Raw genomic sequence first — 25,127 nt, 5'->3', positions numbered from 1 at the left:
TATCACAAATATCGGCGGGAGATTCGTTGTCGTTGTGCTGCAGGCGATCCGAACAGTGAGCGGTTCAGAAGGGCGCGTTTGAGGTAGGTGTGGACACCGCTCTCCCACGTGTAGCCGATACCGCCGTGCAGTTGCATGGCCTTGCCGACGACGTCGACGGCGACCGATGTGACCTGGGCTTTCGCCATCGCTGCTGCGACACCCGCATCCGCCCCCTCGGCGATCAGCGCAACCGCGTCGTCGACGAGCTGGCGACCCACCTCGATGCTGACCCGCATGTCCGCGCAGGCGTGCTTGACCGCCTGGAACGAGCCGATGGGGCGACCGAACTGGTGGCGGACCTTGACGTATTCCACTGTCGCGAGGAGCATCTGCTCGGCCAGACCCAGGCTGTCGCATGCGATCGCGACCGATGCGCGGTCCTGCAGCACGCTCCGTGCCGTTGCGGGGTCGACGTCACACGTCAGCACCTCGTCGACGGCCACCTTGTCCGCGACCACCTCGGCCAGTCGCCGGGTCTCGTCGACGACGGGTTGTGCGACCACCGCCAGCTCCGCGGTGGACACCGCCGCCACCCCGACATCGGCGATCACCAGCAGACGGTCCGCGCCGATCACGTCCGGGACGAACTCGGCGTGTCCCGACAGGCGACCCCCGGCGATCACGAAGTCACCGGTGACCACCGCAAGCCTGCTGTCACCGTCGGCCACATCGACAAGTAGCCGATCGCGTGCTGCACTGCGCTGCAACGTTTTCAGCAGTCCCACACTGAGTACCGCACCGCCGAGGAAGCTGTTCGTGCCGGCTGACCGGCCGATCTGCTCGAGGATCACTGCGGTCTCGCCGAAGGTGGCTCCGGCACCGCCGAGCGGTTCCGGCACCTCCAGCCCGGCCCATCCGGCGTCGACCAGCGCCGCCCACCCCACCTCGCGCTCCTTGGCGAGCAGGTCACCGGCGACGGATCGGAGTTCGTCGTGGAACTCCGCGAATTCGGTGGCCGACATCAGACCGCGCTCGGCTCTCGGGGCAGCCCCAGACCGCGTTCGGCGATGATGGTGCGTTGGATCTCGCTGGCACCACCGGGGATCGTCCACTCCCAGGAGCCGATGAAATCGAGCACCCAGGAGCCCGACTCCCACCCGCTGGACATGGGCTTGCTCAGGACTGTGTGGGCTCCGGGCCCGCCGATCTCGGCACCGAAGTCGGTGAGTCGTTGCAGCAGCTCGCTGTAGTACAGCTTGACGATCGACGCGTCGGCCGGACCGGATGCGCCGCGCTCGACGAGTCGGCGGCACATCCCGCGGAGGCCGGTGAGCTCGATCTCGAACTGCGCGAGCCGGTCGGCGACGACGGGGTCGTCAACCGGGGCGGACTGCAGCAGCCATCGGAATCCCGCGTTGCCGAGCCGTTCGGCCAGCTCAAGCATCGTCATTCCGCGTTCAGCTCCGAGCGTTTCCTGCGCCACCTGCCAGCCCGCGTTCTCCGCACCGATCAGGTTGGCCGCCGGGATGTGCACCTCATCGAGGAAGATCTCGCAGAAGTGCGAATCGCCGACCGCGTTGCGGATGGGCCGCACGTCGACCCCTGGGCTCGCCATGTCGAGAAGGAAGTACGAGATCCCTTTCCGCTTGGGGGCTTCCGGGTCGGTGCGGGCGAGCAGCAGGCACCAGTCGGCGTGCATACCGCCACTGGCCCAGAGCTTCTGGCCGCTGACGATGTACTCGTCGCCGACACGGCGCGCGGTGGTGCGCAGCGAGGCGAGGTCTGATCCGGCTTCGGGTTCGGAGAAACCCTGCACCCAGATCTCACCGCCGAGGATCGCCGGCAGGTGGCGCCGACGCTGCTCTTCGGTGCCGGCGATGAGCAGCGTCGACGCGGCGTGATGGATCCCGACGAACGCGAGCACCAACCGCGGCGCGTCGTGGGCGGCCAGTTCCTGGTAAAGCACCACCTGCTTGTCGACCGGCAGGCACATTTCTGCTCCTCGCGTGCGCGGGCCCCCGCCCCACTCGGCCGGCCAGTGCGGGACCGCAAATCCTGCGCTGTGCAGTTCGGCGAACCACGCCTTCTGGAAGCGCACGAACTCCTCGTCGTCGACGCCGGTCTGCCGGGAGCGCCAATCCGCCGGGACGTGCTCAGCACACCAGGCGCGCACATCGGCGCGGAAGTCGTCCAGTTCGCTCACGAGTACAGCCCGGTGAGTCCGCGCCGACCGGCGGATCGGGTCAGATGGTCGAGCGTCGCGGACACGCCGAAGGGGAGGCGTCGCAGCGGCTGACTGTAGCGCGACAGCCACGACAACGTGGTCTCGTCGCAGAAGCCGACGGCGCCGTGCAGTTGATGGCACACGCGGAACACCACGTCGGCGGCATCGAGAGCCGACATACGGAGCGCCAGAGCGTCTTCGGTGGCATCGGATCGGCCGGTGGCGATGCTCCACAGGGCGTGCTTGGCGAGGATGTCCACCCCGGCGCGCTCCACCTCCGCGTCGGTCAACTGGAACTGCACACCCTGGAACGCCGACAGCGACTGGCCGAACTGTTTGCGCAGGTTCACATGTGCGATCGTCAGCTCCAATGCGCGGTCCAGCATGCCGAGCAGCGTCCAGCACGGCAGCACCAGGCCCAGCGCCACGTCGCGGGCCCCGCCGTCGTCGATCTCGGACAACTCCAGTTCGGTGACGAAGCCCGGCTGAATCGGCCCTTTCGCCACGACCCTGCTGCGCCGACCGTCGAGGGTGACTGCAATCCAATCGGATTCGAGCCCGGCCACAGCTCCCGACGGACGTGCGCCGGCGACGACGATCAGGCCGTCGACGTTCATATCGGCCGGCGCAGCGAGGCGCTCGGCGAGCGGGTAGGGCAATGCCCAGTAACCCGCGCTGCGGCACAGGGCCGCGGCTGCCTCGAGACCATCGCTGTCGGTGCGCGGGTCGAGGTCCCACGCGCCGAGTTCGGCGAGCACCGGGCCGACCAGGTGTTCCCGGCGAGCGGGGGCCGCTTCGGCCTGCGCCACCAACTGGTCACCACCGGCGGCGTCGAAGGCGTGGCGGGCCTGACGTCCGTACTCCAGGGCGTCGTCGCTGAGATCCAGGATCATCGTCGGCCACCTCCGAGCAGCGACCGTGACAGCAGAATACGTTGCATCTCGATGCTTCCCGAGGACACCGTGGACGCCTGGGAGTAACGCCAGTGGTCGGCCACCTCACCGAGGAACCACTCCGCCCGGGCATCGCTGTGCACGACCTCGGCGGCGATGTCCATCAGTACCTCGGCGCTGTCCTGGTCGAGGGTGGTCACCGCGATGCGGTAGGCGGCCGCGTCGCCCGGTGCGATCCGGCCGCTGCTCTGCCGCTCCACCACCCGGTAGGCCAGCAATCGCGCACGGCGGCAATGGGTGAGCATCCGGATCCAGCGTCCGCGCAACTCCCCGGGCAGCTCGTCCCACCGCTCCCCGAGCACGCCGGGTGCCGCCGCGAGCAGGCGTTCGCACCGGGCGTATCTGGCGATGCCGACCCGTTCGAACGACATCACGTCCTGCACGATCGACCAACCCTGATCAACCGTGCCCAGGACGTCGGCGTCGGTGACCCGCAGATCGTCGAAGAACACCTCGTTGAGGTGGTGCGGCCCCATGATGCAGCCGATCGGTCGCACCGTGATCGCCGGATCATCCATCGGCACAAGGAAGATGGTCAGGCCCTGCTGCTTCTTCTGGGTTGCGCCTTCGCCCACTCGCGAGGTGCGGGCCAGCAGAAAACACCACTGCGCCATGGTCGCGTACGACGTCCAGATCTTCTGCCCGCTGACCAACCAACCGTCACCGTCCGGCCGGGCATGAGTGCGCAGCGACGCCAGATCGGAGCCGGCCTCGGGTTCGGAGAAGCCCTGGCACCAGATCACCTCACCCGCGGCGATCGGCGGCAGGTGCCTGCGCTGTTGTTCGGCGGTGCCGTGCCGCATGATGATCGGCCCGACCCAGTTGACGCCCATGTACTGCGCGCCGCGTGGTTCGTGGTGTGCCCACATCTCCTCGCGCACCACCGTCTGCTCCCAGACCGAGGCGCCGGCGCCGCCGAACTCCTCGGGCCACGCCAGGCACAGAAGGTTGCGCTCGGCGAGGGTGCGGCAGAACCGCTGCGCGGTCTGCAGATCCGTCGGATCGTCGGTGAAGGCGCCGAGGAAGTGCTCGGGGACCTGTTCTGAGACCAGATCCCGCAGTTCGCTGCGAAGATCGGTGGCACGCTTGCCCATGTCGAAATCCATCGGTGCCCCTACCCCGACCCCACCACATCGGCGGCCGCACCCAGCCCGAGTTCATCGAGCACGGTCGCGGTGTCGGCGCCGAGTTCCGGTGCCGGCCCGCGCACCCGGCCCGGGGTGCGCGAGAACCACGTCGGCACGCCGGGAAACCGCACCTTGCCGTGCGGGGTGTCCACGGTTTCGAAGAGCCCCACCGCGTTGAGATGAGGATTGTCGAACAGCGCATCCGGGGAGTTCAGCGGCGCCGCCGGGATCTCCAGTTCACCGAAGAGCGCCAGCCATTCGTCGGTCGTGCGCTGCACCAGCGTCTCGGCCACCAGGCCGTACACGGTGTCGATCTGGTGCGCACGCATCTCCAACGTTGCGTACAGATCCGAGGCCCATGGCGGCTGCACCGCGGCGATGAACGCGTTCCAATGCTTGTCGTTGTAGATGAGCACCGCGATGTGGCCGTCCTTGGTGCGGTAGGGCCTGCGGTTCGGGGCAACGGTGCGCGGGTAGACCGCCGGCCCGAGAGGGGGGTCGAACATGGCACCATTGGCATGCTCGACCAGCATGAAGGACGCCATCGTCTCGAACATGGCGACCTCGACCTCCTGCCCCTCCCCAGTGCGCTCCCGGTGGAACAGCGCCATCGTCGTCGCGTACAGCGCCGTCAGCCCGGCGACCTTGTCGGCGATGATGGTGCCGACGTAGTCGGCTTCGCCGGTGAGTTGTTGCTGCACATAGGGTAATCCGCATTCGGCCTGGATGGTGTCGTCGTAGGCGGGCCGGTCGCGCTCGGGTCCCCGCCTGCCGTAGCCGTAACAGTTGGTGTAGATGATCGCCGGGTTGATCGCTGCGACGTCGGCATAACCGAATCCCAATTTGGCGACGGCCTTGGCGCGCATCGAGTGGATGAACACGTCGGCCCGTTCGATGAGCGCGCGCATCGCGGCCTTGCCGGAATCCTCCTGCAGGTCCAGCACGACGCTGCGCTTGCCCCGGTTGACGTTGACGAACACCCCGCTCATCCCGGAGACCGGTCCGACCGAGATGTAGCGGGTGTTATCCCCCTGTGGCGGTTCGACCTTGATGATCTCGGCACCCATATCGGCCATGATCTGAGTGCAGTACGGCCCCATCACCATCGCGGTGAGGTCGACGACGCGCACGCCCGCCAACGGTCCAGATTCAGGCATGGACCTCTCCCCTGTTGGCCATCGAGAAGCTGTACCGGATGTGATCGCCGTGCCCGTCGGGCACCACCGGGAATCTCAGAGGCTCTGACATGTCCCGGATAGCACCGATGTGCTCGGCGACATCCGCGATCCCCCAGGAAGGCCGGTAGACCCCCGGTGCTTCGGTGACGGCGGCGGCAGCGACCCGACCGGCCAGTGCGACGAACATCTCGCCTGTGACAGAGCAGGATTCGTGGGCGAGGTAACCCACGACGGGAGAGACCAGGTCCGGACCCATCGGCGGGTAGGCGGAGGTGTCGATGCCCTCGGCCATCCGGGTCACGGCAGCCGGGACGATCACGTTGCTGGTCACATTGTGAGCCGCACCCTCCATCGCCGCGACGTTGGACAGACCGATGACACCCGCCTTGGCGACGGCGTAGTTGGCCACCTCGTGGTTGCCGTACAGGCCGCCGATCGAGGACGTCAGCACGATTCGGCCGTAGCCGGCCTCGCACATCACCGGGAACGCCGGTCGCACCACATGGAAGGCGCCGCGCAGGTGGACGTCGAGCACCGCGTCGAAGTCGTCATAGGTCATGTGCGCCAACGACGCCCGGCGCACGATTCCCGCGTTGTGGATCAGGATGTCGATCCCGCCGAAGCGCTGCATCGCGGTCTCGACGATGGCTTGTCCGCCAAGGGGCGTGGCGACCGAGTCGGTGCTGGCGACGGCTTCACCGCCGGCGTCGACGATCTCGCGCACCACCTCGTGTGCCGGACCCAGGTCGGCGCCGTCACCGTCGAGTTCGCCGCCGGGATCGTTCACGACGACCTTGGCGCCGTGGGCGGCCAGCAGCAGCGCATAGGAGCGGCCCAGCCCACGCCCGCCGCCGGTGACCACGGCCACCCGACCGTCGAATCTCATATCATCGTCTGAGTTCGAGGCCACCGAGATCACCCTTGTCCCGCCACGCCGTGATCAAATCCTCGAACGCGTAGAAGCCGGGCGAATAGAAGTCGCCGAGGAACGACCCGTTCCCGTCCGCACCGCCTCGGCCCTCGTTGTTGTAATAGCCTGGTGTACATGACAATTCAAACGCCGAATTGTCGATGGAAAGCTCTCGGACGGTGGTGATCCAGTTGTTCTGGCCTTCCTCGCTGGGCTCGACGGTGGTGGCACCGCGGTTCTGCGCCTCGGCGATGATGTAGGCGATGTGTTTGGCCTGCTGCTCGAACATCGCCGTGGTATTCGCCGACACACCTCCCTGGATGAAGCCCATGAAGAACTGGTTGGGGAAACCTCGGCTGGTCATGCCGTGCAACGTCTTGTAGTTGTCCTGCCAGTAGTCGAACAGCGACAACCCGTCTCGGCCGGTGATGGATTCGATCGCATACCTGCGGCTGATCTCGGTGGAGATCTCGTATCCGCTGGCGAAGACCACACAATCGACCTCGTACTCGACACCGTCTGCGACGATGCCCTTTTCCGTCATCCGCTCCACACCCTTGGACGCCGACACGTCGACGAGCGTCACGTTGGGGCGGTTGAACGTGGCCAGGTACTGCTCGCTGGACGTGGGCCGCTTGCACATGAAGCGGTAGTACGGCTTCAAGGCCTCGGCGGTGTCAGGATCCTCGACGATCTGGGCGACGCGGCGACGTAGCCGCTCCATGATCTTGTAGTCTTCCTCTTCCCGGAATGCCATGATCTGCTCGATCGTCACCGCTGTGGGGTCATCGCTGCCCGCGATCCTTGCGGTCAGGTTTCGGCCGAGCTCGGTCCAGAAGTCGCACACCAGATCCGGCTCACCGAACACGACGCCGACGAACGGCGACCAGTTGTGGAAGTTGCGCTTGCGCTCTTCCTGCCAGCCCGGCTGCAGAGCCGCGGCCCAGGCCGGATCGGTGGGTGGGTTGGACCGCTGGTCGACCGACGACGGTGTCCGCTGAAACACGAAGAGCTGCTGCGCATCACGACCGAGGTGCGGCACCAGTTGGATACCGGTGGCGCCGGTGCCGACGAGGGCGATGCGCTTGTCCGCGAGCTTGTCCAGACCGCCGTCAGCATCACCGCCGGTGTACTCGTAGTCCCAGCGCGCGGAGTGGAACATGTGTCCCTTGAAGTCACCGATACCGGGGATTCCAGGGAACTTCGGCCGGTTGTAGGAGCCTTGCGCCATGACGACGAAGCGAGCCCGGATCTCATCGCCACGGTCGGTGCTGATCTGCCAGCGCTCGGTCGCATCGTCCCAACACAATTCGCGTACCTGAGTCGAGAACAGTGCGCCGTCGTACAGCCCGAAGTGCTTCCCGACGTTTCGGCAGTGCTGGAAGATCTCGGCACCGTCTGCGAACTTCTTCGACGGCATGAAGTCGAGTTCTTCGAGCAGCGGGATGTAACAGTAGGCGTCGTTGTCACATTGGATTCCGGGGAATCGGTTCCAGTACCACACACCGCCGAAGTCGCCGGCCATCTCGATGACGCGGATCCCTTCGACACCGGCCTTCTTCAGGTACGCCCCGGCCAGCAGACCGGCGAAGCCTCCGCCGAGAATGACGACCTCGACATCCTCGACGATCGGGTCACGCTCCGTCACCGTTGTGTAGGGGTCGACCTCATAGAACTCGGCGAGGTCCCCTTCGAGTTCCAGATACTGCGTTGCGCCGTCGGCTCGCAGACGCTTGGCTCGTTCGGCGGCGTACTTCTCCCGCATCGCCGGGATGTCGATGTCGGTGGGGGTGTCAGTGGGCCCGCACGTGTTCACTGTTCTCCTTCTTCTGGGCGGATTCGCTAACGCTTGCGGGGTTCGCCGACTCCCATGTACTGCGACAACTGGTAGTGCAGGTTGACCGTGCTTCGTTCGCGGTAGGGGTTGGGCAGGGTGCCCGGGAAACCCGCGGACTTCATCCCCTGTTGCACCGCAGCCATGTTCGAGAAGTCCTGGGGCAGCACCGAGAGCCAGTTCGGGGAGTCCTTCGGGGTGTACTGCCATTCCGTGGCCGGCTCTTCACCTTTCGGATACAGCTCGAAGACCGCGACCTCGAAGATGCACTTGTCGGGGTTGTAGCTCGGGTCTGGCCGGGCGCTGTAACACAGCGCGCTCGTCAGCCCCTGGCCCACCTGGAAGTTCGGGAAGATCTGCCACGCCGTGCCACTCTGCCCCAGAATATCGGGCGGGATCGTCGGCCAGATCACCCCACGTGCGGCGTCGTCGTTGCGTGCCGACGTCAGCCAATGCTGTAGCACCTGATCGGCGGGGGTGCCCTCCGGCAGTTCGTCGACGAGTCGCTTGGCGGCGTTGACGAGCGTGTTCGTGGTGGTCGCGTTGGTCTCTTCCATCGTGTAGATCTGCATCTCGGCGGTGGAAATGCGCGGATCCCCGGTTCCCAGACGGATTTTGGACTTGGTCTCGTCCATACCCTTGGGTGCGTCATAGCCGATGTTGCTGTGCCGGCCCTGCGCCTTGGCCCAGCCCTTGAACTCACCGAACTTGTTGAACTCCGGGTGCGTGGTGAAGACATGGTAGGTCTCGTTGAAGGCCTCCATCGCCACTTTCCAGTTGCAGTCGAAGTACAGCCATTTGCGCCACTTGAAGCGCATGTTCTCCAGGCCGAACGGATCCAGGATCTTCGCGGCCGGCATCAGGTAGTCCGCCAGCGGTTCACAGTCGGGATCCATGTTGACGAAGAGCCACCCTCCCCAGGTGTCGACCTGCACCGGGGCCAGATGGGTGTTCTTCGGGGTCAGCGTCCCCTTCCAGTCGTCCTGCTCCCGAATGTGGGTGCACGCACCGTCCAAACCGTATGTCCAGCCGTGGAATCCGCAGACGAACGATTTGCGGGCGCGGCCGACGGCGTTCTTCGCACCGTCGGGGGTGTCGACGAGTTTCCGGCCGCGGTGCATGCAGACGTTGTGGTGGGCAGTGAAGGCCGAGGACGAGTTCCCGGTTTCGGTCCGGACGATGATGATCGAGTCGTCGAGGATGTCGTAGGTCAGGTAGCTGCCGACCTCGGGGATCTCCTCGACCCGGCCGACCTGCTGCCACACCTTTCGCCACAGCCGGTCCCGCTCGGCGCGCGCGTAATCCTCGGAGATGTAGGCGTCCACCGGGATGGTCATCGAGTCGGAGAAGTCCTCGGCGATCTCTCCGGTCGAGTCGTCCGGTTCGGCTTCGACCTCGATCGCGGCGTCGAGGTCGGTTTCGGTGTGGGTCACTAGATCCTCCTAATGGCTTCGCGGAAGGATTGGTCCTTGAGAAACAGCGAGGTGTTGTCGGTGCCGAGATGGGTCCATTTCAGATTCAGACCACCGTCGACCAGCAACGTCTGGCCGGTGATGTAGCCGGACAGATCGGACAGCAGGAACAGGATGGCACCGGCCTGCTCCTCGGGGGTGCCGCGGCGGCCCATCGCGATCGCGGTGCGGTCGCGCTCGGGATCGTCGTCGACGTAGGTCGCCGACGCAGCCGTTTCGGTGACCCCCGGCGCAACGGCGTTCACCCGGATGCCGTGTTGCGCCAGCTCCACCGCCATGGTCCGTGTCATCGCCACCACCGCGGCCTTGGCCGTGCCGTACGCGATGTGGAACGGCGCAGTGTTCATCCCGCTGATCGAGGACACCGAGACGATCGACCCCCTCAGGCTCCGGGCGAGCAATTCCCGGCTGATCGCCTGGCTCATGAAGAAGGCCGTCTCCAGATTCGCCGCGAACAGTGCGCGCCAGTCGTCCCGGGTCACCCGGGTCGACGGCATCCACGTCGCCGGTGCGGCACCGCCCGCGATGTTCACCAGCCCGTAGAGGTCACCGTCGGTGCGTCGAACATGGTCGAGCACGGTGGCGATGCCGTCGTCGGTGGCCGCATCGGCTGCGACGGGCACCACGGACAGGCCCTGATCGGCCAGCGGCGCGACGTGTTCGTCGAGGTTGTCCGTGGAACGACTGACCGCCACCACGGTGGCGCCGGCCTCCGCGGCCAGCCGGGTCACCGTGGTTCCGATCCCGCCACCACCAGCGCCGGAGACGACGACGATGCGCCCCTCCAAGCTCACTGAAATACCGGTGGTCATATCATTTGTCCGGACAAATAACACTGCTCTGCATATTGAAGAACACTATTCCGCAGGACTTATCCCATCGTCAAGGGCCGATTGTGTGCCCGCCGGTCGCTATTGTCTGGACTAGAGCGGCTTGCTAACGTCCGAACGCATGAAGGCCCGCTACACCGCGCAGAACCCGACCGCCGCCCAGGGATGGCACGTGCGGCGGGTGACCGCACCCAGCCGCCTGTTCGGCGCCAACGGCCTACGGACCGGTCCCGACGGACGGATCTATGTGGCGCAGGTGACCGGCAGCCAGATCAGCGCTCTGGACCTGGCGACCGGCGAACTGGACACCGTGAGCGCCAAGGGCGGGGACATCGTCGCGCCCGACGACGTCGCCTTCGGCGCCGACGGCACGCTCTATGCGACCGAGGTGATGGACGGCAGAGTCAGCGCGCGGGACAGCTCCGGGCACACCCGCGTGCTGCGCGACGACCTCCCGTGCGCAAACGGCATCACCGTGCACCAGGGCCGACTGTTCGTCGGAGAATGCCGCGACGGCGGCCGGTTGATGGAACTGCCTCTCGACGGTGGCGCACCGCGGATCCTGCTCGAGAACCTGCCCTCACCCAACGCGATGGAGGTGGGCCCCGACGGACTGCTGTACTACCCACTGATGACCGCCAATGAGATCTGGCGCGTGGATCCGGAGGGGGGCGAGCCGCAGCGCGTCGCCGGTGACCTCGGGGTGCCCGACGCCGTCAAGTTCGACTCCGAGGGCTTCCTGGTGTCGACCCAGGTGGCCAGCGGGCAGGTGTTGCGCATCGATCCGCGTAACGGCGAGAAAACCGTTCTGGCACAGCTCAATCCGGGCCTGGACAACCTGACGTTCGTCGGTGACCGATTGTTCGCTTCCAACTTCACCGGCGAGATCACCGAGATACTGCCCGGACAACAGAGCAGCACCGTGCTCGCCGGCGGCCTGAACTGGCCCCTCGACCTCACTGTGGCCGACGATGGCAACCTCTACGTGGCCGACGGCACCTACTTCTATGCGGTCACCCCCGAAGGCGCGCTGCAGACCGTCGGCATGCTGTTCTCGCCGGGTTACCCCGGGTTCCTGCGCGGACTCGCCACGGTCGGATCGGGTGAGTTCGTCGTCACCACCTCCGGCGGACAGGTCGCCCGATATCGACCTTCCTCGGGTGAGACCGACTACCTGGCAACCGACTTCGACCAGCTCTACGGCGTCGCCGTGGATCGCGACGGAGTCATCGTGTTCGCCGAACTGGGGACCGGTCGGGTCCACAGTCTGCGCTCCGGCACCGTCGAGACCCTGATGTCCGATCTCCTGGACCCGGTGGGGGTTGCGTTCGACTCCGACGGAGCGCCGCTGGTCGCCGAGTCCGGTGCGGGCCGGGTGGTCCGACTCGCCAGGGGCGGAGTCGACACCGTGGTGGAGGGTCTGTCGCGCCCCCAGGGCATCCACGTGCATGACGGACGGCTCTACATCGTCGACGCGGCAGCCAAAGAGCTGGTCGAGTTCGATCTGAACACCAAGGCGCGCAGTGTCATCGCCACCGGCCTACCTGTGGGGGCGCCGCCCGGCGTCGAACCCAAACCGCTGAGGGGCATGCCGCCGTTCTCCGGACCCCAGGGGCCTTTCGCCGGGATCACCAGTGGACCGGACGGAACCCTGTACCTCTCGGCCGACGGCGACGGGAGCGTGTTGGCGGTGCACCGAGCATGACCACCACGGCCGGCGACCATCGTTATCTGCAGGTGGCGCGCGCGCTCCGCAAGGAGATCGTCGACGGCGTCTACCCGGTGGGCTCCCAGTTGCCGACCGAACACGAGTTGTGTGAGCGGTTCGCGGTGAGCCGCTACACCGTTCGCGAGGCACTGCGCCGACTGCGGGACGACAACCTCGTCGCGTCCAAGCCGCGAGCGGGCACGCTGGTGGTCCCCAGGCCGAACACGAACTCCTATGAGCAGGACGTCGTCTCGATCGATGACCTGCTGGCTTTCGCGCAGGGCGCGCGCTTCGCGATCGAGACCAACACCATGGTCACCGTCGACGCCACACTCGCCGAACGCACCGGGCTGGACCAGGGCACCGAATGGCTTTCAGTGAGCGGGTATCGGCGGGTGGACGACGACACCGCGCCGACCTGCCGGACGGAGTACTACATCAACCGCAGCTTCGCCTCCGTCGGCCGGTTGCTCCATCGCCATACCGGTCCGATCTTCCCGCTGATCGAAGACCTCTTCGGGGTCAGCGTCGTCGAGGTACACCAGGAGATCTCCGCGGTGCTCCTCACGGCGGAACTGGCGGAGCGCCTGCAGATCGAAGCCGGCACGGCGGCGTTGCAGATGCAGCGTACCTACACGACCTCCGACGGTGAGATCGCGCAGGTGACCGTCAACACCCATCCGTCGTCGAGGTTCCGGCACGCGATGACGATGCGCCGAGTGCGGGACGCACAATCAGGCCTGAGTCGGGACGCACAATGAGCCACAGTCGGGACGCACAGTGAGCATCACGCTGGCCGACGCTCTTCGCGACGCGGCGCGCGAGACGCCCGACCGAATCCTCGTGCGAGACGACGTCGGCACGCTGGCGTGTGCCGAACTGCTGTACCAGGCAACAACATTGGCCCATGCGCTGACCAGCCGGACACCTGCGGGCAGCGTGGTGTCGTTCATGCTGCCCAACTGGCGCGAGGCCGCGGTCATCTACCTCGGAGCCACGCTGGCAGGCATGGTGGTCAACCCGATCCTGCCATCGCTGCGCGATCACGAGCTCGCGTTCATCCTCGCCGACGCCGACACTCGCGCGGTGTTCATCCCGCATACATTCGGCGGATATGACTACGCCGCGATGCTGGATCGGGTGCTGCCCGGGCTGCCTGCCTCCCCCGAGGTCATCGTGGTGCGTGGCGACCCAGGTGGGCACACCGACTTCGGCGACCTGTTCACCGGGACGGCCGCGGGCACGCTGCCGCCCCTGGATTGCGCCGCCACCCGGATGATCCTGTACACCTCCGGAACCACCGGCAGGCCCAAAGGCGTTCTGCACAGCCATGATTCCCTGCATGCGCTGATCACCCAGCTGGGCACCCACTGGCGAATCGATGCGGGCGACACCTTCCTGGTACCGTCCCCGATCGCCCACATCGGCGGATCCATCTACGCGTTCGAGTGCCCGCTGCTGCTCGGCACCGAGGCCGTTCTCATGCAGCGCTGGGACCCCGACGCCGCGGTGGCGCACATGCTCGAGCACCGCTGCACGCACATGGCCGGTGCCACACCCTTTCTGACCGGACTCCTCGCGGCGGCCGAACGTGCCGGCACGCGGCTTCCTGATCTGAAGGTGTTCATCTGTGGCGGCGCCTCCGTCCCGCCGTCGCTGATCCGGCGCGCGGCGGGCTACTTCGACCGTGCCCTCGTGACCCGAGTCTACGGCTCGACCGAAGTGCCGGTGAGCACCGTCGGATCGCTCGGCGACGTCGACCGCGGCGCCGACACCGACGGGCGCCCGGGCTCCGCCGACATCATCCTCGTCGACGGCGAGATCCGTGCCCGCGGCCCACAGATGCTCACCGGCTACCTGCACACCGAGGACAATCACCAATCCTTCGACGAAGCAGGGTATTTCCGCACCGGAGATCTGGGTCGGTGGACCGACGACGGCTACCTGGTGGTGACGGGTCGCGCCAAGGACATCATCATCCGCAACGGCGAGAACATCTCCCCCAAGGAGGTCGAGGACATCCTCGTCACCCATCCTCAGATCGCCGAGATCGCGATCGTCGGGATCCCCGATCCGCGGACCGGTGAGCGGGCCTGCGCGGCCATCGTCCCCGCCGCAGACTCCCTGCCCGACACGGTGGCGCTACAGGAGTTCCTCACCGATCGCGGCGTGGCCAAGTTCAAGGCGCCCGAGCAGGTGGTGCTCGTCGACGCGCTCCCCAAGAACGACGCGGGCAAGGTCCTCAAGCACCAGATCAAGGCTTTGCTCACCGGACTACAGAAAGACAGGTCGTGACATGCAGGTGGCAATCGTCACAGGGGCCAGCAGCGGCATCGGGTTCGGCTGCGCCACAATGCTTGCCGAGAAGGGTATGGCGGTGCTGGGCACCGGTCGCGACCCCGACCGGCTCGCCGACCTCGAGACAGCAGTCGGTGACCCGGACCGGATCGCCACCCTGGCGGTCGACCTCACCGCCGACGACGCACCGCAGCGGATCGTCGCCGCAGCGCTGGACCGGTGGGGGCGGATCGACTTCCTGGTGAACAACGCCGGGGTGGGTAGCCCCAAACCGCTGCACGAGACCGATGACGACTCGCTGGACTACTTCCTCGATCTGATGCTGCGGGCGCCGTTCCGGCTCGCCCGAGATGTGATCGGCCACATGCAGCCCGGATCGGCGATCATCAATGTGACATCGACGTTCGCTGTCGTCGGCGGACTGCGCGGCGGGGCGTACTCTGCCGCCAAGGGTGGTCTGACGTCCCTGACCACGCATATCGCCTGTCAGTACGGCGCACAGGGAATCCGCTGCAACGCAGTCGCTCCCGGTGTGACCCTGACGCCGATGGTCGCCACCCGACTCGAAGATGAGCGGTTCCGCAAGATCAATACCGAGATGACCCCCCATGAACGACTCGGTCGCGTCGAGGACATCGCGTCCACCGTGGCGTTCCTCTGTTCCGAGGGCGGCAGCTTCATCAACGGCCAGACGATCGTGGTCGACGGTGGCTGGAGTTCGACGAAGTACCTGTCCGATTTTGCGCTCAACGCCGAGTGGGTTGGGCGTCGATGAGCGCTCGCGCGAAGAGGAGACCGTGTCGATGAGCGCTCGCGCGAAGAGGAGACCGCGTTGAACCTGTTCGGCCTTCTCGAGCAGACCGCGGCACGGCACGGCGACCGCGGCGCGGTCTACCACGGCGAGCGCCGTGTACACACCTGGTCGTCGTTGCGGGACCGGGCGCTGCGGCTGGCGACGTCCTTTCGGGACCTCGGACAGGGGGCTCGGATCGCGGTGGCCAGCGAGAACCGGCCGGAGATCGTCGAACTGATGTATGCGATCTGGGCGGCCGAATGTGTCTTCGTCCCGGTCAACTACAAACTTCATCCCCGCGAGATGGAGCAGATCCTCGACGACGCCGGTGTCGCCCGGGTGTTCGCGTCACCGAAGATCGGCGCACTGCTGGCTGCGGAAACCCACGTCCCGATCGAGACCATCGGTGACTCCGAGTACCAGAGCCGCTGCACTGCCGAGGTCTTGGAACCACCCAGGAACACCGACCCGGAGAGTCTGGCGTGGCTCTTCTACACCAGCGGCACCACGGGGCGCTCCAAGGGGGCGATGCTGTCGCACCGCAACCTGATGGCGATGACGGTTGCGCACCTCGCCGACTTCGACTCCCCCGATGCGAATTGCAGTCTGATCCACGGCGCCCCGATGTCACACGGCTCGGGACTGTACGTGCCGCCGTACGTGCTGCGCGGCGCCCGGCAGGTGGTGCCGGCGTCGGGCGCCTTCGACCCGGCGGAGTTCCTCGACCTGTGCGAAGTCCATCCGGGCTGCAGTGCGTTCCTGGCGCCGACGATGGTGGCCCGGTTGGTGCACACCGGCCGACCGCGTCCGGCGAATCTGACGACCGTCGTCTATGGCGGCGGACCGATGTACGTCGACAGCCTGCGGAAGGCGATGGCCGCGTTCGGGCCGATCTTCGTTCAGCTCTACGGGCAGGGGGAGGCGCCGATGACGATCACCGGTCTGCGCCGTGCCGACCACGTCGCTGGTGACGGATGGGCCGACCACGCGAGGCTGGGCTCGGTCGGTTACGCCCGCTCCGGTGTCGACGTCGCCGTGCTGGGCCCTGCCGGTCTGCCGGCCGGGGTCGACGAGATCGGCGAGATCGTCTGCCGCGGTGACGTGGTGATGTCGGGCTACTGGAGGAATCCGGAGGCGACCGCGGCGACACTGCAGGACGGCTGGCTGCACACCGGGGACATGGGGTCGTTCGACGCCACCGGATTCCTGACACTGCGTGACCGCTCCAAAGACGTGGTGATCAGTGGCGGCAGCAACATCTATCCGCGCGAGGTCGAGGAGATCCTGCTCGAGCACCCCGGTGTCGTGGAGGCCGGCGTCGTCGGCGCTCCCGACGAGGAGTGGGGTGAGGTCGTGGTGGCGTTTGTCGTCGGGGCGGTTTCCCCGGGAGAGCTGGACGCGCACCTGCTGCAACGCATCGCGCGGTTCAAGCGCCCGAAGCGGTACGAGTTCGTCGACGAACTGCCGAAGAACAGCTACGGCAAAGTACTCAAGCGTGAGCTACGAGCGCGGCTGGTCTGAGTCAGCTCGGTCCACCGGGTTCCCGGGGTAACTCGAGACGACGGCTTCGCACCGAAGACCGCGGTGCGCGAGCCAGTTTGAGCACCAGGACCAGCTCTTCTCCCGACGGAGTGCGGGCCAGCCGGCGGAACCGCGACTGCAGACGCTGCAATTCCGCGCTGTAGCTGGGCGACATCCCGGTCAGTTCTTCGGGCGTGATCGCGTGCAGGAAGACCGGCGACAGGGGGTGCACCGCCAGCCCGCTCTGCTGCGCCTGTATCCACATCGCTTCGACCGCTGCGCCGCCGTGTGCAAAATCGGTGAGCGTGCCGCCCTGGACCGACACGACCGCCAACGCGGAGGCCGCTTCCACCCGAGCTGAGACATCTTGTCCCAATGCCGATCCGGCATCCCAACGCGCCAGCTCGGCCATCACATCGGGACGGCGCAGCACCTCCAGCACTGCCCGGTCGCTGTCGTCCAGTTCCAGGCTGCGGACGTCGATCCCGGAGTCCGGCCGCTCGTCACCGGCGAACCTGAGCTCGGTGAACATCTCGTGGTGCAGCGCCGGAGTGAGGTACCGGATTCGGTCAGCGGCGGCAAAGATGGCTGCGGCCTGGCTGATATCGCTTCGCTCGGTGATCAGCGTCAGCCGCCCCCCCTCGCTGTCAGCGGCCCGATGGAGGAGATCGACCGTCTCGTCGGCCAGCGGTTCGGGATCACCGCGGTGCCTGCTGGTCTCCCTGTTGAGCATGGGCTGGTAGAGGTGTGCGAGCCGAGGGCTCGTCCCGGCACTCAATCGCACGACAGCCTGCAACGGAGTGTCCGGGTCGCCCTCGCTCAGTTCGACTTTCCCGAGCATGTCATGGGCGGCGGCGGCGACTTTGGCGTTGAATGCTGCGGCCCCCACGGCCACCGCACTTCCCCGATGCGCCACATCCATCATCGAGGTGCGCTCCGGTGCAAGCCGGATGACGACGGCGTCGGAACCCACCTCGATGTGCCATGGCTGCGCGTTGCCGCCGGAGGGAGCGAGAACCGCTGCGGCGGCAACGGTGTGAGGCACCGAGGACGGCGTGTCGGTAGCGACGGCAGCAGCGGTGGGCGGAGCCGCCTCGGGGCTCTCGGCGACCACCGAGGGTTCGGTCAGGTGGTCGAGCGCGTCGGCCACATCCACCCTCGCCTGGCCGGACGAAAGCGGTTCTCCCAGTCCGATTCTGCGGACGGCCTCTGCGATGACGGCCGCGCCCATGGTGACCTCACCGACCAACTGGGGCCAGGAGGACAGCGTGCGACCAACCTCGACCATCGACGCGGTCATCCGTGGTGACGAACGGGTGGGATCGGCGTGGCGCAACGTGTAGGGAATGCGCTCTCGGCTGCTCAGACCGGCAAGCTGTGTCGAATCGACATCGCCCAGCAGGCCGTGAAGTATCGGCCGCCGCGGATCCTGGTCATACCGTTCGACATCGATCAGCCCACGGTCGCTCGTTGCCATCAGCACCGGAATCCGACGCTCCCGGGCGGCTTCTCGCACCATCGCCTTGACCTCGAGCGAATCACATTCCTCCACCACGATGTCGAGACCGTCGGCGAACTCGTCGAGCGAATCGGCGGTGACCCCCGTCGGGAACACCTCGACGTCGAGATACGGGTCGAGTTCGGCGATCCGGCGGGCCGCCACGATGGCCTTGTTGAGGCCGAGGTCGAACACGGTGGCGGGGACGCGGTTGAGGTTGGAGAGTTCGAGGTCATCGAAGTCGGCCAGCCGCAAACGTCCACACAGACCTTCTGCTGCCAGCGTATGCGCGATGATGTGGCCCACGCTCAACCCGACAACACCGATCGTCAGCTCAGCGAGTCGGGCTTGTTCTTCGACTGTGATCAGGTTCCGGTTGCGGTCCAGACGTAGTGTGCGAAAGGCGTTCTGGCCGAGGATGCCGACCACCACGCGCCGCCACGGATAGTAGGCCCATCGGGTCGGCTGGTCGGCGAGATCGCCTCTGACCGCTGGATGCAACTCGGTCAGTGACCGGATCTGTTCGGTACGCCGATCCACGAACTCGATTCGTTCGTCGTCTGTCAGCCCGTCGAGGACCTGCCGGTCAGCAGGATCGTCGGAATCCAGAATCGAGGCACGGTAGACAGCGCTGCCCTCGTCGATGTTCATGCCGTCGCCACTCGGCCACCAGGACGGCGGCGCCGGGTCCGAGCCATCACCGGTCCGCCCGGCACCATCGTAAAATGCAGCTTCAGTGGGAAATCTGTTGACAGTGAGGTGAACTCGGTACGACGCACAATCGTCGCCAGGGCCAGGGTGTTCTCGAGCATCGCGAAATGGTCTCCGATACATGAACGCGTCCCGCCGCCGAACGGGATGTACTGCCACCGGTCGAGTTTCTTGAACCGCTCGGGGCTGAACCGGTCCGGGTCGAACGACATCGGGTCGGTCCACAGCGCCGGGTCGCGTTGCACGGCCATCCGGCCGACGACCAGCATGGTCCCGGCGGCAATGCGGTACCCGCCCACCTGCATGTCACGTGTTGCCATACGGGTTCCGGTGGGTCCGGGAGGACACAGCCGGAGCGACTCGCGAATCACCTGAACGGTATAACCCAGGCGAGGGACATCGTCGGACGTCAGCTCACGGCCGGGCAGCGCGGAAACCTCTGCAGCTACCCGATTCTGGATGTCGGGGTGGTGTCCGAGCGCCCACAGGGCGTACGTCAGGGTGGTCGCGGTGGTGTCGTGGCCGGCGAAGATGAAGATGATCAGTTCGTCGGCTATCTCGTCGTCGGACAGCGCTCGGCCCGTCTCGGGGTCTCGCGCGTCCATGAGCGCCCGGACCAGTGGCGCCTCCACGGTGGGATCCTCGCGGCAAGCCTGCAGAATGCGGTGTGCGAAGCGGTGGACGTGAGCGCTGGCCTCCCGGGCGCGTCTGCGCATCGGTGTCGGCAGCCAGCGTGGCGCGCGGAGAGGAATCAGCGCGCGGTGCATGGCATACCGGATGGCGATGTGCAACGCCTCGACGACGTCGGGCCGTTCGTCGAGGTTGATGCCGAGCACCGAACGTCCCAACGCCCGCAGACTGAGTAGCCGGGATTCCGCATCGAGATCGATCTCTGCTCCGTCGGCCCACAGCGCGCCCACCGACTCCGCGGCCCCGGCCATGTGATCACCGAACTCGCGAACGTGCTGCTTGGTGAACACCGGTTGGATGGTCCGACGACGCGGGGCCCATGCCTCGTGCGGCAGGTTCGCGAGGTTGGCCCCGAGGACCCGGCGCACTTCGTTGAACACCGGGGTCGTCTTGTCGACCGACCCGTCCCTGGGGGTGAGCACGTCGCGGATGGCGCCCGGCGACGTCGCCAGCACCATCGTCGGCGTCAGCCATCGCGGCCCGATGTTCCAGCGTGTCACCGGGCCGCCTGCGTCCCGCAGCGTCTCCGGCCCGCTGTGATAGTTCCGCACAGCCCGCAATCGTTGGAAGTACGGCAGCGGGTTGAGCGGAGCCAAGGGGAGATCAGCGGTGTCGCCGTCGGCGGGCATCGAAGGGATCGTGGTCACGCGGGAAGACCTCGGGGTGATTCTCCCTGTCCCCGAACGATTTCGACGTACTCGGTGGGGTCGTGGGCGCAGAAGATCGTCACCTCGGGATGGTCGGCGTGCAACGCTCGTAGTCGGTCCTGGTTGTGACGGCGTGCCTTGTCCTCGGCGCCGACGACCGCTTGGAACACCGCTGCGGACCTGGCGCAAACCCGTTGGGGCAGTTTGACCTCGCGCTGGTCGAAGTACGCGTCGCCGGCGGCGAGCAGCCAGCCTGCGGGCGAACGGACGGCTATCCCGACGTGACCGTGGGAGTGGCCGTGCAGTGGCAGCATCAGGACGTCGTCGTCGAGTCCCTCCAGACCGCGCACGGCATCAAAACCCAGCCAGGTTTCACCGGACGGGTGGTAGGCATTCCACCGGGGACCGTGCGCCCACATTGCGGGCCGGTATCGCAGTCGGTCTCTCCAGTTCGTCCCTTGACGTGCCGCCCGCAACTCGGTGGTGTGCACATGCACGTGCGCGTCGGGGAAATCGCTGAGACCGCCGACGTGGTCCAGATCGAGATGAGTGAGCACGATGTGGCGGACGTCGCCCGGCGAGAGTCCGCGCTGGGAGATCTGCTCGGCGGCAGCCAGCGAGGGATCAGGCTCGGGCCGCGAATAGATCTTGGAGAATCCGAACCCAAGTCGCGAAGTGAGGTCCGCGTAATCCGCAGTGCCCAAACCGGTGTCGACCAGCACAAGGCCGGCGGACGAGGTCTCCAGGAGCAGGACATGGCAAACTAGAGGCAGACCCTGCAGTGAGCCACCTCGTAGCGTTGCGCAGTTCAGGTGGTGGACCCGTGTAACCCCCACCTAGATAGCCTAACTGCTTGAGGGTCTCCGTGAGTGCGGCGCCGGGCAATAACCACTGGGCGCATCGATCGGTCCGTAGCATGGCCTCATGAGTGCTCCCGACTCTTCGATCCCGCGTTTCCACCTCGCGATACCGGTTGACGACCTGGCCGCCGCCCGCCATTTCTACGGCGACCTGCTGGGCCTCGAACAGGGCCGCAGCGATGAGACCTGGGTTGACTGGAATCTGCACGGGCACCAACTCGTCACCCATCTGGCCCCCGATCGCACGGCTGCAGTGCACAACCCGGTCGACGGACATGACGTGCCGGTCCCACACTTCGGCCTGATCCTGACGGTCCCCGCGTTCCAGGAACTGAGCGATCGACTGCGCGTCGCCGGTGTCGATTTTGTCATCGAACCGTACGTGCGCTTCGCGGGCGAAACAGGCGAGCAGTGGACGATGTTTCTTCTCGATGCCGCGGGGAATGCTCTCGAGTTCAAGGCGTTCGCCGACGATTCACAGGTGTTCGCAACGTAGGAGGGACGACAATGCATGTAGTGGTCGCCGGAGGGCACGGGAAGATCGCGTTGATCCTCGAACGATTGCTGTCCGAACGTGGGGACACCGTCGCAGGCTTCATCCGCAATCCCGCGCACTCCGCAGATCTGGAAAGTGCAGGGGCACAGGCCATTGTGATGGATCTGGAGAACAGCTCCGTCGACGACGTGGCGGCTGCTCTTCGCGGAGCAGACGCTGTGGTGTTCGCTGCCGGGGCCGGCCCCGGCAGCGGTGCGGCGCGCAAGGAGACGGTCGACCGCGACGCGGCGATCCTGCTGGCCGATGCCGCCGAGCACGCCGGCGTTCGTCGCTATGTGATGATCTCGGCGATGGGAGCCGATGCCGAGCTCGATGACACCGATGATCCGGTTTTTGCCGCCTACCTGCGTGCAAAAAGCGCTGCGGACGCCGACATCCGGGGCCGCAGGAACCTGGACGCGACGATTGTGCGGCCAGGTCTGCTCACCGACGATCCGGGGACCGGACAGGTGACGATCGCGGCCGAGACCGGACGTGACAGCATCCCCCGTGAAGATGTCGCGGCGGTTCTGCTCGAGGTGCTCGACGCTCCCGGCACCGCCGGTCAGACGTTCGAGCTGATCTCCGGTGACACCCCGGCGGCCGACGCGGTCACCATGTTCTCGCGCGGTTGAGCACTGCAGCGGTCACCACATCAAGCCGCGAATCATCTCGATCGGCGGGATGTCTTCCACCGAGACCAGACCTGCGGGAGCGCCGCAGACCCAGTCGATCGCGTTCACCGCTCTCGCCGCGGTGGAGATGCATCCGGCATCGGTGACGTCGAGAACCGGGTGAGACAGGTGGGTGCTCACCTCCACCCGCGGTTCACCTTCCACCACCACCTTGTGCATGCCGAGGTGGCCGTCGGGGGGAAACTCCCACTCCGGTGCGGCCGCGGACGTAAGTCGGTTGATGTGTTCCACGGTGATGACCGGGACTCCGTCACGTACTCCTTCGACGGCGAACCGCACCGCCGCCAGGTTGCCGGGTTCGACGGTCGTCATCGTGCATTCGATGCGCTCCGGGGTGTACCAGGGCTCGAACCGCTGCCGAACCTCGTCGAGTTCCACGTCGAGGTGGCGTGCGAGGTTAGACACCAGCCCCCCGAACAGCGACGTGATGACGCCCGGTTGATAGGCGGGCGCCAGTTCGTCATCGGGGCTGCTGTTGAAACCCATTGCTGTCCCGGTGTATTCGTAGTCGTCGTAGTTGCTGTAGTCGAAGATCTCCTGCACGGTCACGGACCGGACACGGGTCACCAGGCTCAGCGCGGCGTGCACCGCGGTGTCACCGGAGAACCCGGGGTCGATCCCGTTGACGTAGAGAGAGGCGTTTCCGGCGGCGCAGGCCTCCTGCAGCGGAAGCCGCAGCCATTCGTCGGCCTGGCGTGGCGTCACCAGCCACACCATCGACGTTCCGACCACGTTGATGCCGGCAGCCAGCAGCGTGGACATCTGCTCGATGGCCTCCATCGGGCGTGTCTCCCCCAGCGCCGTGTAGACAACACAATCCGGCTTCAAGGCGATCAACGCATCGACATCATCGGTGGCCGTCACCCCTGTCGGTTCACCGAGCCCGCACAGGTCGGCGGCGTCGCGGCCGATCTTGTCGGGATTGGCGGCATGCACGCCCACCAACTCGAGGTCGGGCCTTCCGATGATCGCCGCCAGGGAGTGGCGACCGACGTTGCCCGTGGAGAACTGAACCACTCTGCGCATCTGGTGTCCGTTCCTGCTCAGTAGTCGAGGATGGGCAGCGGCGAAGTGTTCGAGTCGATTCCACCGTCCACATGGAAGACGGCGTTCGTCGCGTAGCAGTCCCGCGTCGCAAGGTACACGCAGAGCCGTCCGAGGTCCTCGACATCGCGGAAACGTCCAGAACCTGCGAGACCTCGGGGTGAAGTAGCCGATTGACTCTCGCTTTCGATTGACTATAGTCAGCGTCCATGAAATTGCCCACGCTGGGCCGGGGTCGGCGCGAAGTCCATCGCACCGCACCAACTACCTCTGCGAGCGGTCTCGACGAGCACCTGGAGGCGTCGCAACAAGCACAACGCCAGGCCGACAAGTGGCTCATCTCCGGGAGCCTGCTGATCGGCACCGCAGCGCTCGGCATCTTCGGATTGCCCCTCTTCCTGCGAGGGGTGTGGCTGATGCGCAAGGCGCAGCGGGACGGGCTCACGGTGCGCCCTCTGCTGGTGACCCTCATCGGCTATCTCGTCATCATCGACGCCGCGATCAACACCGTCGGATGGGCCCTCGATCTGGTCGCCAACCACACCTTGCTCGCCCGAGTGCTGTTGAACGGGTGGGGAAACATGTTCGACGCAGGGTACTTCTGGCACTACAACGAGCTGTGGCTGGGAGGCGCCGCCGGTCCGGGTGAGAAGGCCATGGAGGTGGGGATGATCCTGACCGTTTTCACCATGCGGATCGCCGCCGCAATCGGGTTCCTGCAGATGAAGCGCTGGGGCCACCAGTGGATGATCATCACCTGCTGGATGGGCGTGCTCATCTGGTGCCTCTACGTGTTCAACATGACGATGTACGCCGATGTCCGATTCGCCGGCGTCGTGCTCCCCGTCGTCGGATGGTGGCTCTACGACATCTTCTACATCACCCCCTTCTTGGCGATCCCCTACCTGCATTCGGTCAACCGCGAGATCTTCTCCGATTAATTCACTGACTTCTATCATTGACTACTATCAGCCAATCGGCTACAAAGATCGGACCATGACATCTCGGGTCAAGCACTCGGTCCGCGAACAACGTCGGCTGCAGACGCGCGAACGCATCCTCGGCGCAGCGATCGCGGAGTTCAAGCGGTCGGGAATGGCGCGGGCCGATATCGGCACGATCGTGGCGGCCGCAGGTGTCGCCCACGGGACCTTCTTCTTCCACTTCCCCAGCAAGGAGCATGTGCTGCTCGAGCTCGAGGGTCGCGAAGAGTCACGGATGGCAGCGGAGTTCGCCCGGTTTCTCGGCGAGGAGCACAACCTGGCCACAGTGTTGGCGGAGCTCGTGGGCCTGGTCGCCGGACTCGAACAACGTCTTGGACCGCTGCTGTTCAAAGAGCTTTTGGCGCTGCACTTCTCGCCGACCCGCTCGAGCGCGGACGAATGGTCGGACCACCCCGTGATCGTCCTGCTCGTCGGCGAGATCGAGCGGGCACGCGGTGACGGCGAGGTCCACCGCGAAGTCGAGGCGTTCTACAGTGCCGCGTTCTTCCTGCTCGGAATCTACGGCGTGCTGACCACCACGACGAACAGCGAACGCCGCGACGCAATGCTGGCCAACCTGATCATCACTGCCCGACGAGGACTGGAGGTCCGATGACGTACCCCTGCTACGAGG

22 protein-coding genes and 1 pseudogene are annotated in these 25,127 nt (G+C 66.2%); 9 read left to right on the top strand and 14 right to left on the bottom strand.

Features of this window, described 5'->3' with window-relative positions; translation table 11 throughout:
• Window positions 1-2: 2 nt before the first annotated feature.
• From ABDC78_RS22240 to ABDC78_RS22200, 9 genes are read right to left on the bottom strand one after another with little or no spacing between them, the layout of a single operon-like run.
• The gene (locus ABDC78_RS22240) at window positions 3-1,004 is read right to left on the bottom strand and encodes an acyl-CoA dehydrogenase family protein (RefSeq protein ID WP_178358314.1); all 1,002 of its coding nucleotides are present in this window, start codon (window positions 1,002-1,004) and stop codon (window positions 3-5) included.
• A complete protein-coding gene (locus ABDC78_RS22235) occupies window positions 1,004-2,185 on the bottom strand; it encodes an acyl-CoA dehydrogenase family protein (RefSeq protein WP_178358315.1) in 1,182 nt (393 codons plus the stop codon). The genes ABDC78_RS22240 and ABDC78_RS22235 overlap by 1 nt, the downstream gene beginning before the upstream one ends.
• Entirely contained in the window at window positions 2,182-3,099 is a 918-nt protein-coding gene (locus ABDC78_RS22230) for an acyl-CoA dehydrogenase family protein (protein WP_178358316.1), read from the bottom strand. Before ABDC78_RS22230 ends, ABDC78_RS22235 begins: the two co-directional genes overlap by 4 nt.
• Window positions 3,096-4,265, bottom strand: coding sequence for an acyl-CoA dehydrogenase family protein (locus tag ABDC78_RS22225; protein ID WP_178358317.1), 1,170 nt, complete (start codon window positions 4,263-4,265; stop codon window positions 3,096-3,098). Before ABDC78_RS22225 ends, ABDC78_RS22230 begins: the two co-directional genes overlap by 4 nt.
• An 8-nt stretch (window positions 4,266-4,273) precedes the next feature.
• Complete coding sequence (locus tag ABDC78_RS22220; protein WP_178358318.1) at window positions 4,274-5,443, bottom strand: CoA transferase; 1,170 nt, start codon at window positions 5,441-5,443, stop codon at window positions 4,274-4,276.
• Window positions 5,436-6,350, bottom strand: a complete 915-nt coding sequence (locus ABDC78_RS22215) for an SDR family NAD(P)-dependent oxidoreductase (RefSeq protein ID WP_178358397.1) — start codon at window positions 6,348-6,350, stop codon at window positions 5,436-5,438. Before ABDC78_RS22215 ends, ABDC78_RS22220 begins: the two co-directional genes overlap by 8 nt.
• 1 nt (window position 6,351) lies before the next feature.
• A complete protein-coding gene (locus ABDC78_RS22210) occupies window positions 6,352-8,190 on the bottom strand; it encodes an NAD(P)/FAD-dependent oxidoreductase (RefSeq protein WP_178358319.1) in 1,839 nt (612 codons plus the stop codon).
• Window positions 8,191-8,216: 26 nt separating this feature from the next.
• Window positions 8,217-9,641, bottom strand: a complete 1,425-nt coding sequence (locus tag ABDC78_RS22205; protein WP_178358320.1) for an aromatic ring-hydroxylating dioxygenase subunit alpha — start codon at window positions 9,639-9,641, stop codon at window positions 8,217-8,219.
• Window positions 9,641-10,492 (bottom strand): SDR family oxidoreductase, encoded by an 852-nt coding sequence (locus ABDC78_RS22200; RefSeq protein ID WP_178358321.1) that lies wholly within the window; start codon window positions 10,490-10,492, stop codon window positions 9,641-9,643. The genes ABDC78_RS22205 and ABDC78_RS22200 overlap by 1 nt, the downstream gene beginning before the upstream one ends.
• Before the next feature lie 139 nt (window positions 10,493-10,631).
• Here ABDC78_RS22200 and ABDC78_RS22195 point away from each other — a divergent pair, with 139 nt between their 5' ends.
• From ABDC78_RS22195 to ABDC78_RS22175, 5 genes are read left to right on the top strand one after another with little or no spacing between them, the layout of a single operon-like run.
• Entirely contained in the window at window positions 10,632-12,215 is a 1,584-nt protein-coding gene (locus ABDC78_RS22195; protein WP_178358322.1) for an SMP-30/gluconolactonase/LRE family protein, read from the top strand.
• Entirely contained in the window at window positions 12,212-12,979 is a 768-nt protein-coding gene (locus ABDC78_RS22190) for a GntR family transcriptional regulator (protein ID WP_178358323.1), read from the top strand. The genes ABDC78_RS22195 and ABDC78_RS22190 overlap by 4 nt, the downstream gene beginning before the upstream one ends.
• Before the next feature lie 19 nt (window positions 12,980-12,998).
• Window positions 12,999-14,513 (top strand): AMP-binding protein, encoded by a 1,515-nt coding sequence (locus ABDC78_RS22185; RefSeq protein WP_178358324.1) that lies wholly within the window; start codon window positions 12,999-13,001, stop codon window positions 14,511-14,513.
• Window position 14,514: 1 nt separating this feature from the next.
• Window positions 14,515-15,291: an SDR family oxidoreductase gene (locus ABDC78_RS22180; protein ID WP_178358325.1), complete on the top strand. Its 777-nt coding sequence runs from the start codon at window positions 14,515-14,517 to the stop codon at window positions 15,289-15,291.
• A 57-nt stretch (window positions 15,292-15,348) separates the two neighbouring features.
• Window positions 15,349-16,830: an AMP-binding protein gene (locus ABDC78_RS22175; protein ID WP_178358326.1), complete on the top strand. Its 1,482-nt coding sequence runs from the start codon at window positions 15,349-15,351 to the stop codon at window positions 16,828-16,830.
• 1 nt (window position 16,831) lies between these two features.
• Here ABDC78_RS22175 and ABDC78_RS22170 read toward each other — a convergent pair whose 3' ends face one another.
• Genes ABDC78_RS22170 through ABDC78_RS22160 form a run of 3 tightly spaced genes read right to left on the bottom strand, consistent with a single transcriptional unit; the run spans window position 16,832 to window position 21,212 of the window.
• Window positions 16,832-18,979 (bottom strand): Rv1355c family protein, encoded by a 2,148-nt coding sequence (locus ABDC78_RS22170; protein ID WP_178358327.1) that lies wholly within the window; start codon window positions 18,977-18,979, stop codon window positions 16,832-16,834.
• The gene (locus tag ABDC78_RS22165; RefSeq protein WP_178358398.1) at window positions 18,976-20,358 is read right to left on the bottom strand and encodes a cytochrome P450; all 1,383 of its coding nucleotides are present in this window, start codon (window positions 20,356-20,358) and stop codon (window positions 18,976-18,978) included. The genes ABDC78_RS22170 and ABDC78_RS22165 overlap by 4 nt, the downstream gene beginning before the upstream one ends.
• Before the next feature lie 14 nt (window positions 20,359-20,372).
• On the bottom strand, window positions 20,373-21,212 hold the full coding sequence (locus ABDC78_RS22160; protein ID WP_178358328.1) for an MBL fold metallo-hydrolase: 840 nt from the start codon (window positions 21,210-21,212) through the stop codon (window positions 20,373-20,375).
• An 88-nt stretch (window positions 21,213-21,300) separates the two neighbouring features.
• Here ABDC78_RS22160 and ABDC78_RS22155 point away from each other — a divergent pair, with 88 nt between their 5' ends.
• On the top strand, window positions 21,301-21,732 hold the full coding sequence (locus tag ABDC78_RS22155; RefSeq protein ID WP_178358329.1) for a VOC family protein: 432 nt from the start codon (window positions 21,301-21,303) through the stop codon (window positions 21,730-21,732).
• Window positions 21,733-21,743: 11 nt separating this feature from the next.
• Window positions 21,744-22,406 carry an SDR family oxidoreductase gene (locus ABDC78_RS22150; RefSeq protein WP_178358330.1) on the top strand — a complete coding sequence of 221 codons (663 nt, stop codon included), beginning with the start codon at window positions 21,744-21,746 and terminating at the stop codon, window positions 22,404-22,406.
• Window positions 22,407-22,418: 12 nt separating this feature from the next.
• Here the strand turns inward: ABDC78_RS22150 and ABDC78_RS22145 are convergent, their stop codons facing one another.
• Window positions 22,419-23,492, bottom strand: coding sequence for a dihydrodipicolinate reductase (locus tag ABDC78_RS22145; protein ID WP_178358331.1), 1,074 nt, complete (start codon window positions 23,490-23,492; stop codon window positions 22,419-22,421).
• 17 nt (window positions 23,493-23,509) lie between these two features.
• Window positions 23,510-23,638 (bottom strand): annotated as a pseudogene (locus ABDC78_RS22140) (oxidoreductase); the annotation flags it as partial.
• An 81-nt stretch (window positions 23,639-23,719) separates the two neighbouring features.
• On the opposite strand from ABDC78_RS22140, the gene ABDC78_RS22135 reads away from it, so the two are divergent.
• Together ABDC78_RS22135 and ABDC78_RS22130 are read left to right on the top strand one after the other, a co-directional pair.
• On the top strand, window positions 23,720-24,451 hold the full coding sequence (locus tag ABDC78_RS22135; protein WP_178358332.1) for a hypothetical protein: 732 nt from the start codon (window positions 23,720-23,722) through the stop codon (window positions 24,449-24,451).
• Between the two features lie 55 nt (window positions 24,452-24,506).
• A complete protein-coding gene (locus ABDC78_RS22130; RefSeq protein ID WP_178358333.1) occupies window positions 24,507-25,109 on the top strand; it encodes a TetR/AcrR family transcriptional regulator in 603 nt (200 codons plus the stop codon).
• The last annotated feature ends 18 nt before the right edge of the window (window positions 25,110-25,127 follow it).

It is taken from the genome of Mycobacterium sp. DL, from assembly GCF_039729195.1.
Classification (GTDB): Bacteria; Actinomycetota; Actinomycetes; order Mycobacteriales; family Mycobacteriaceae; genus Mycobacterium; species Mycobacterium hippocampi_A.
The sequence above is the reverse complement of the archived record's forward strand: the minus strand, read 5'-3'. Positions and strand labels throughout refer to the sequence as shown.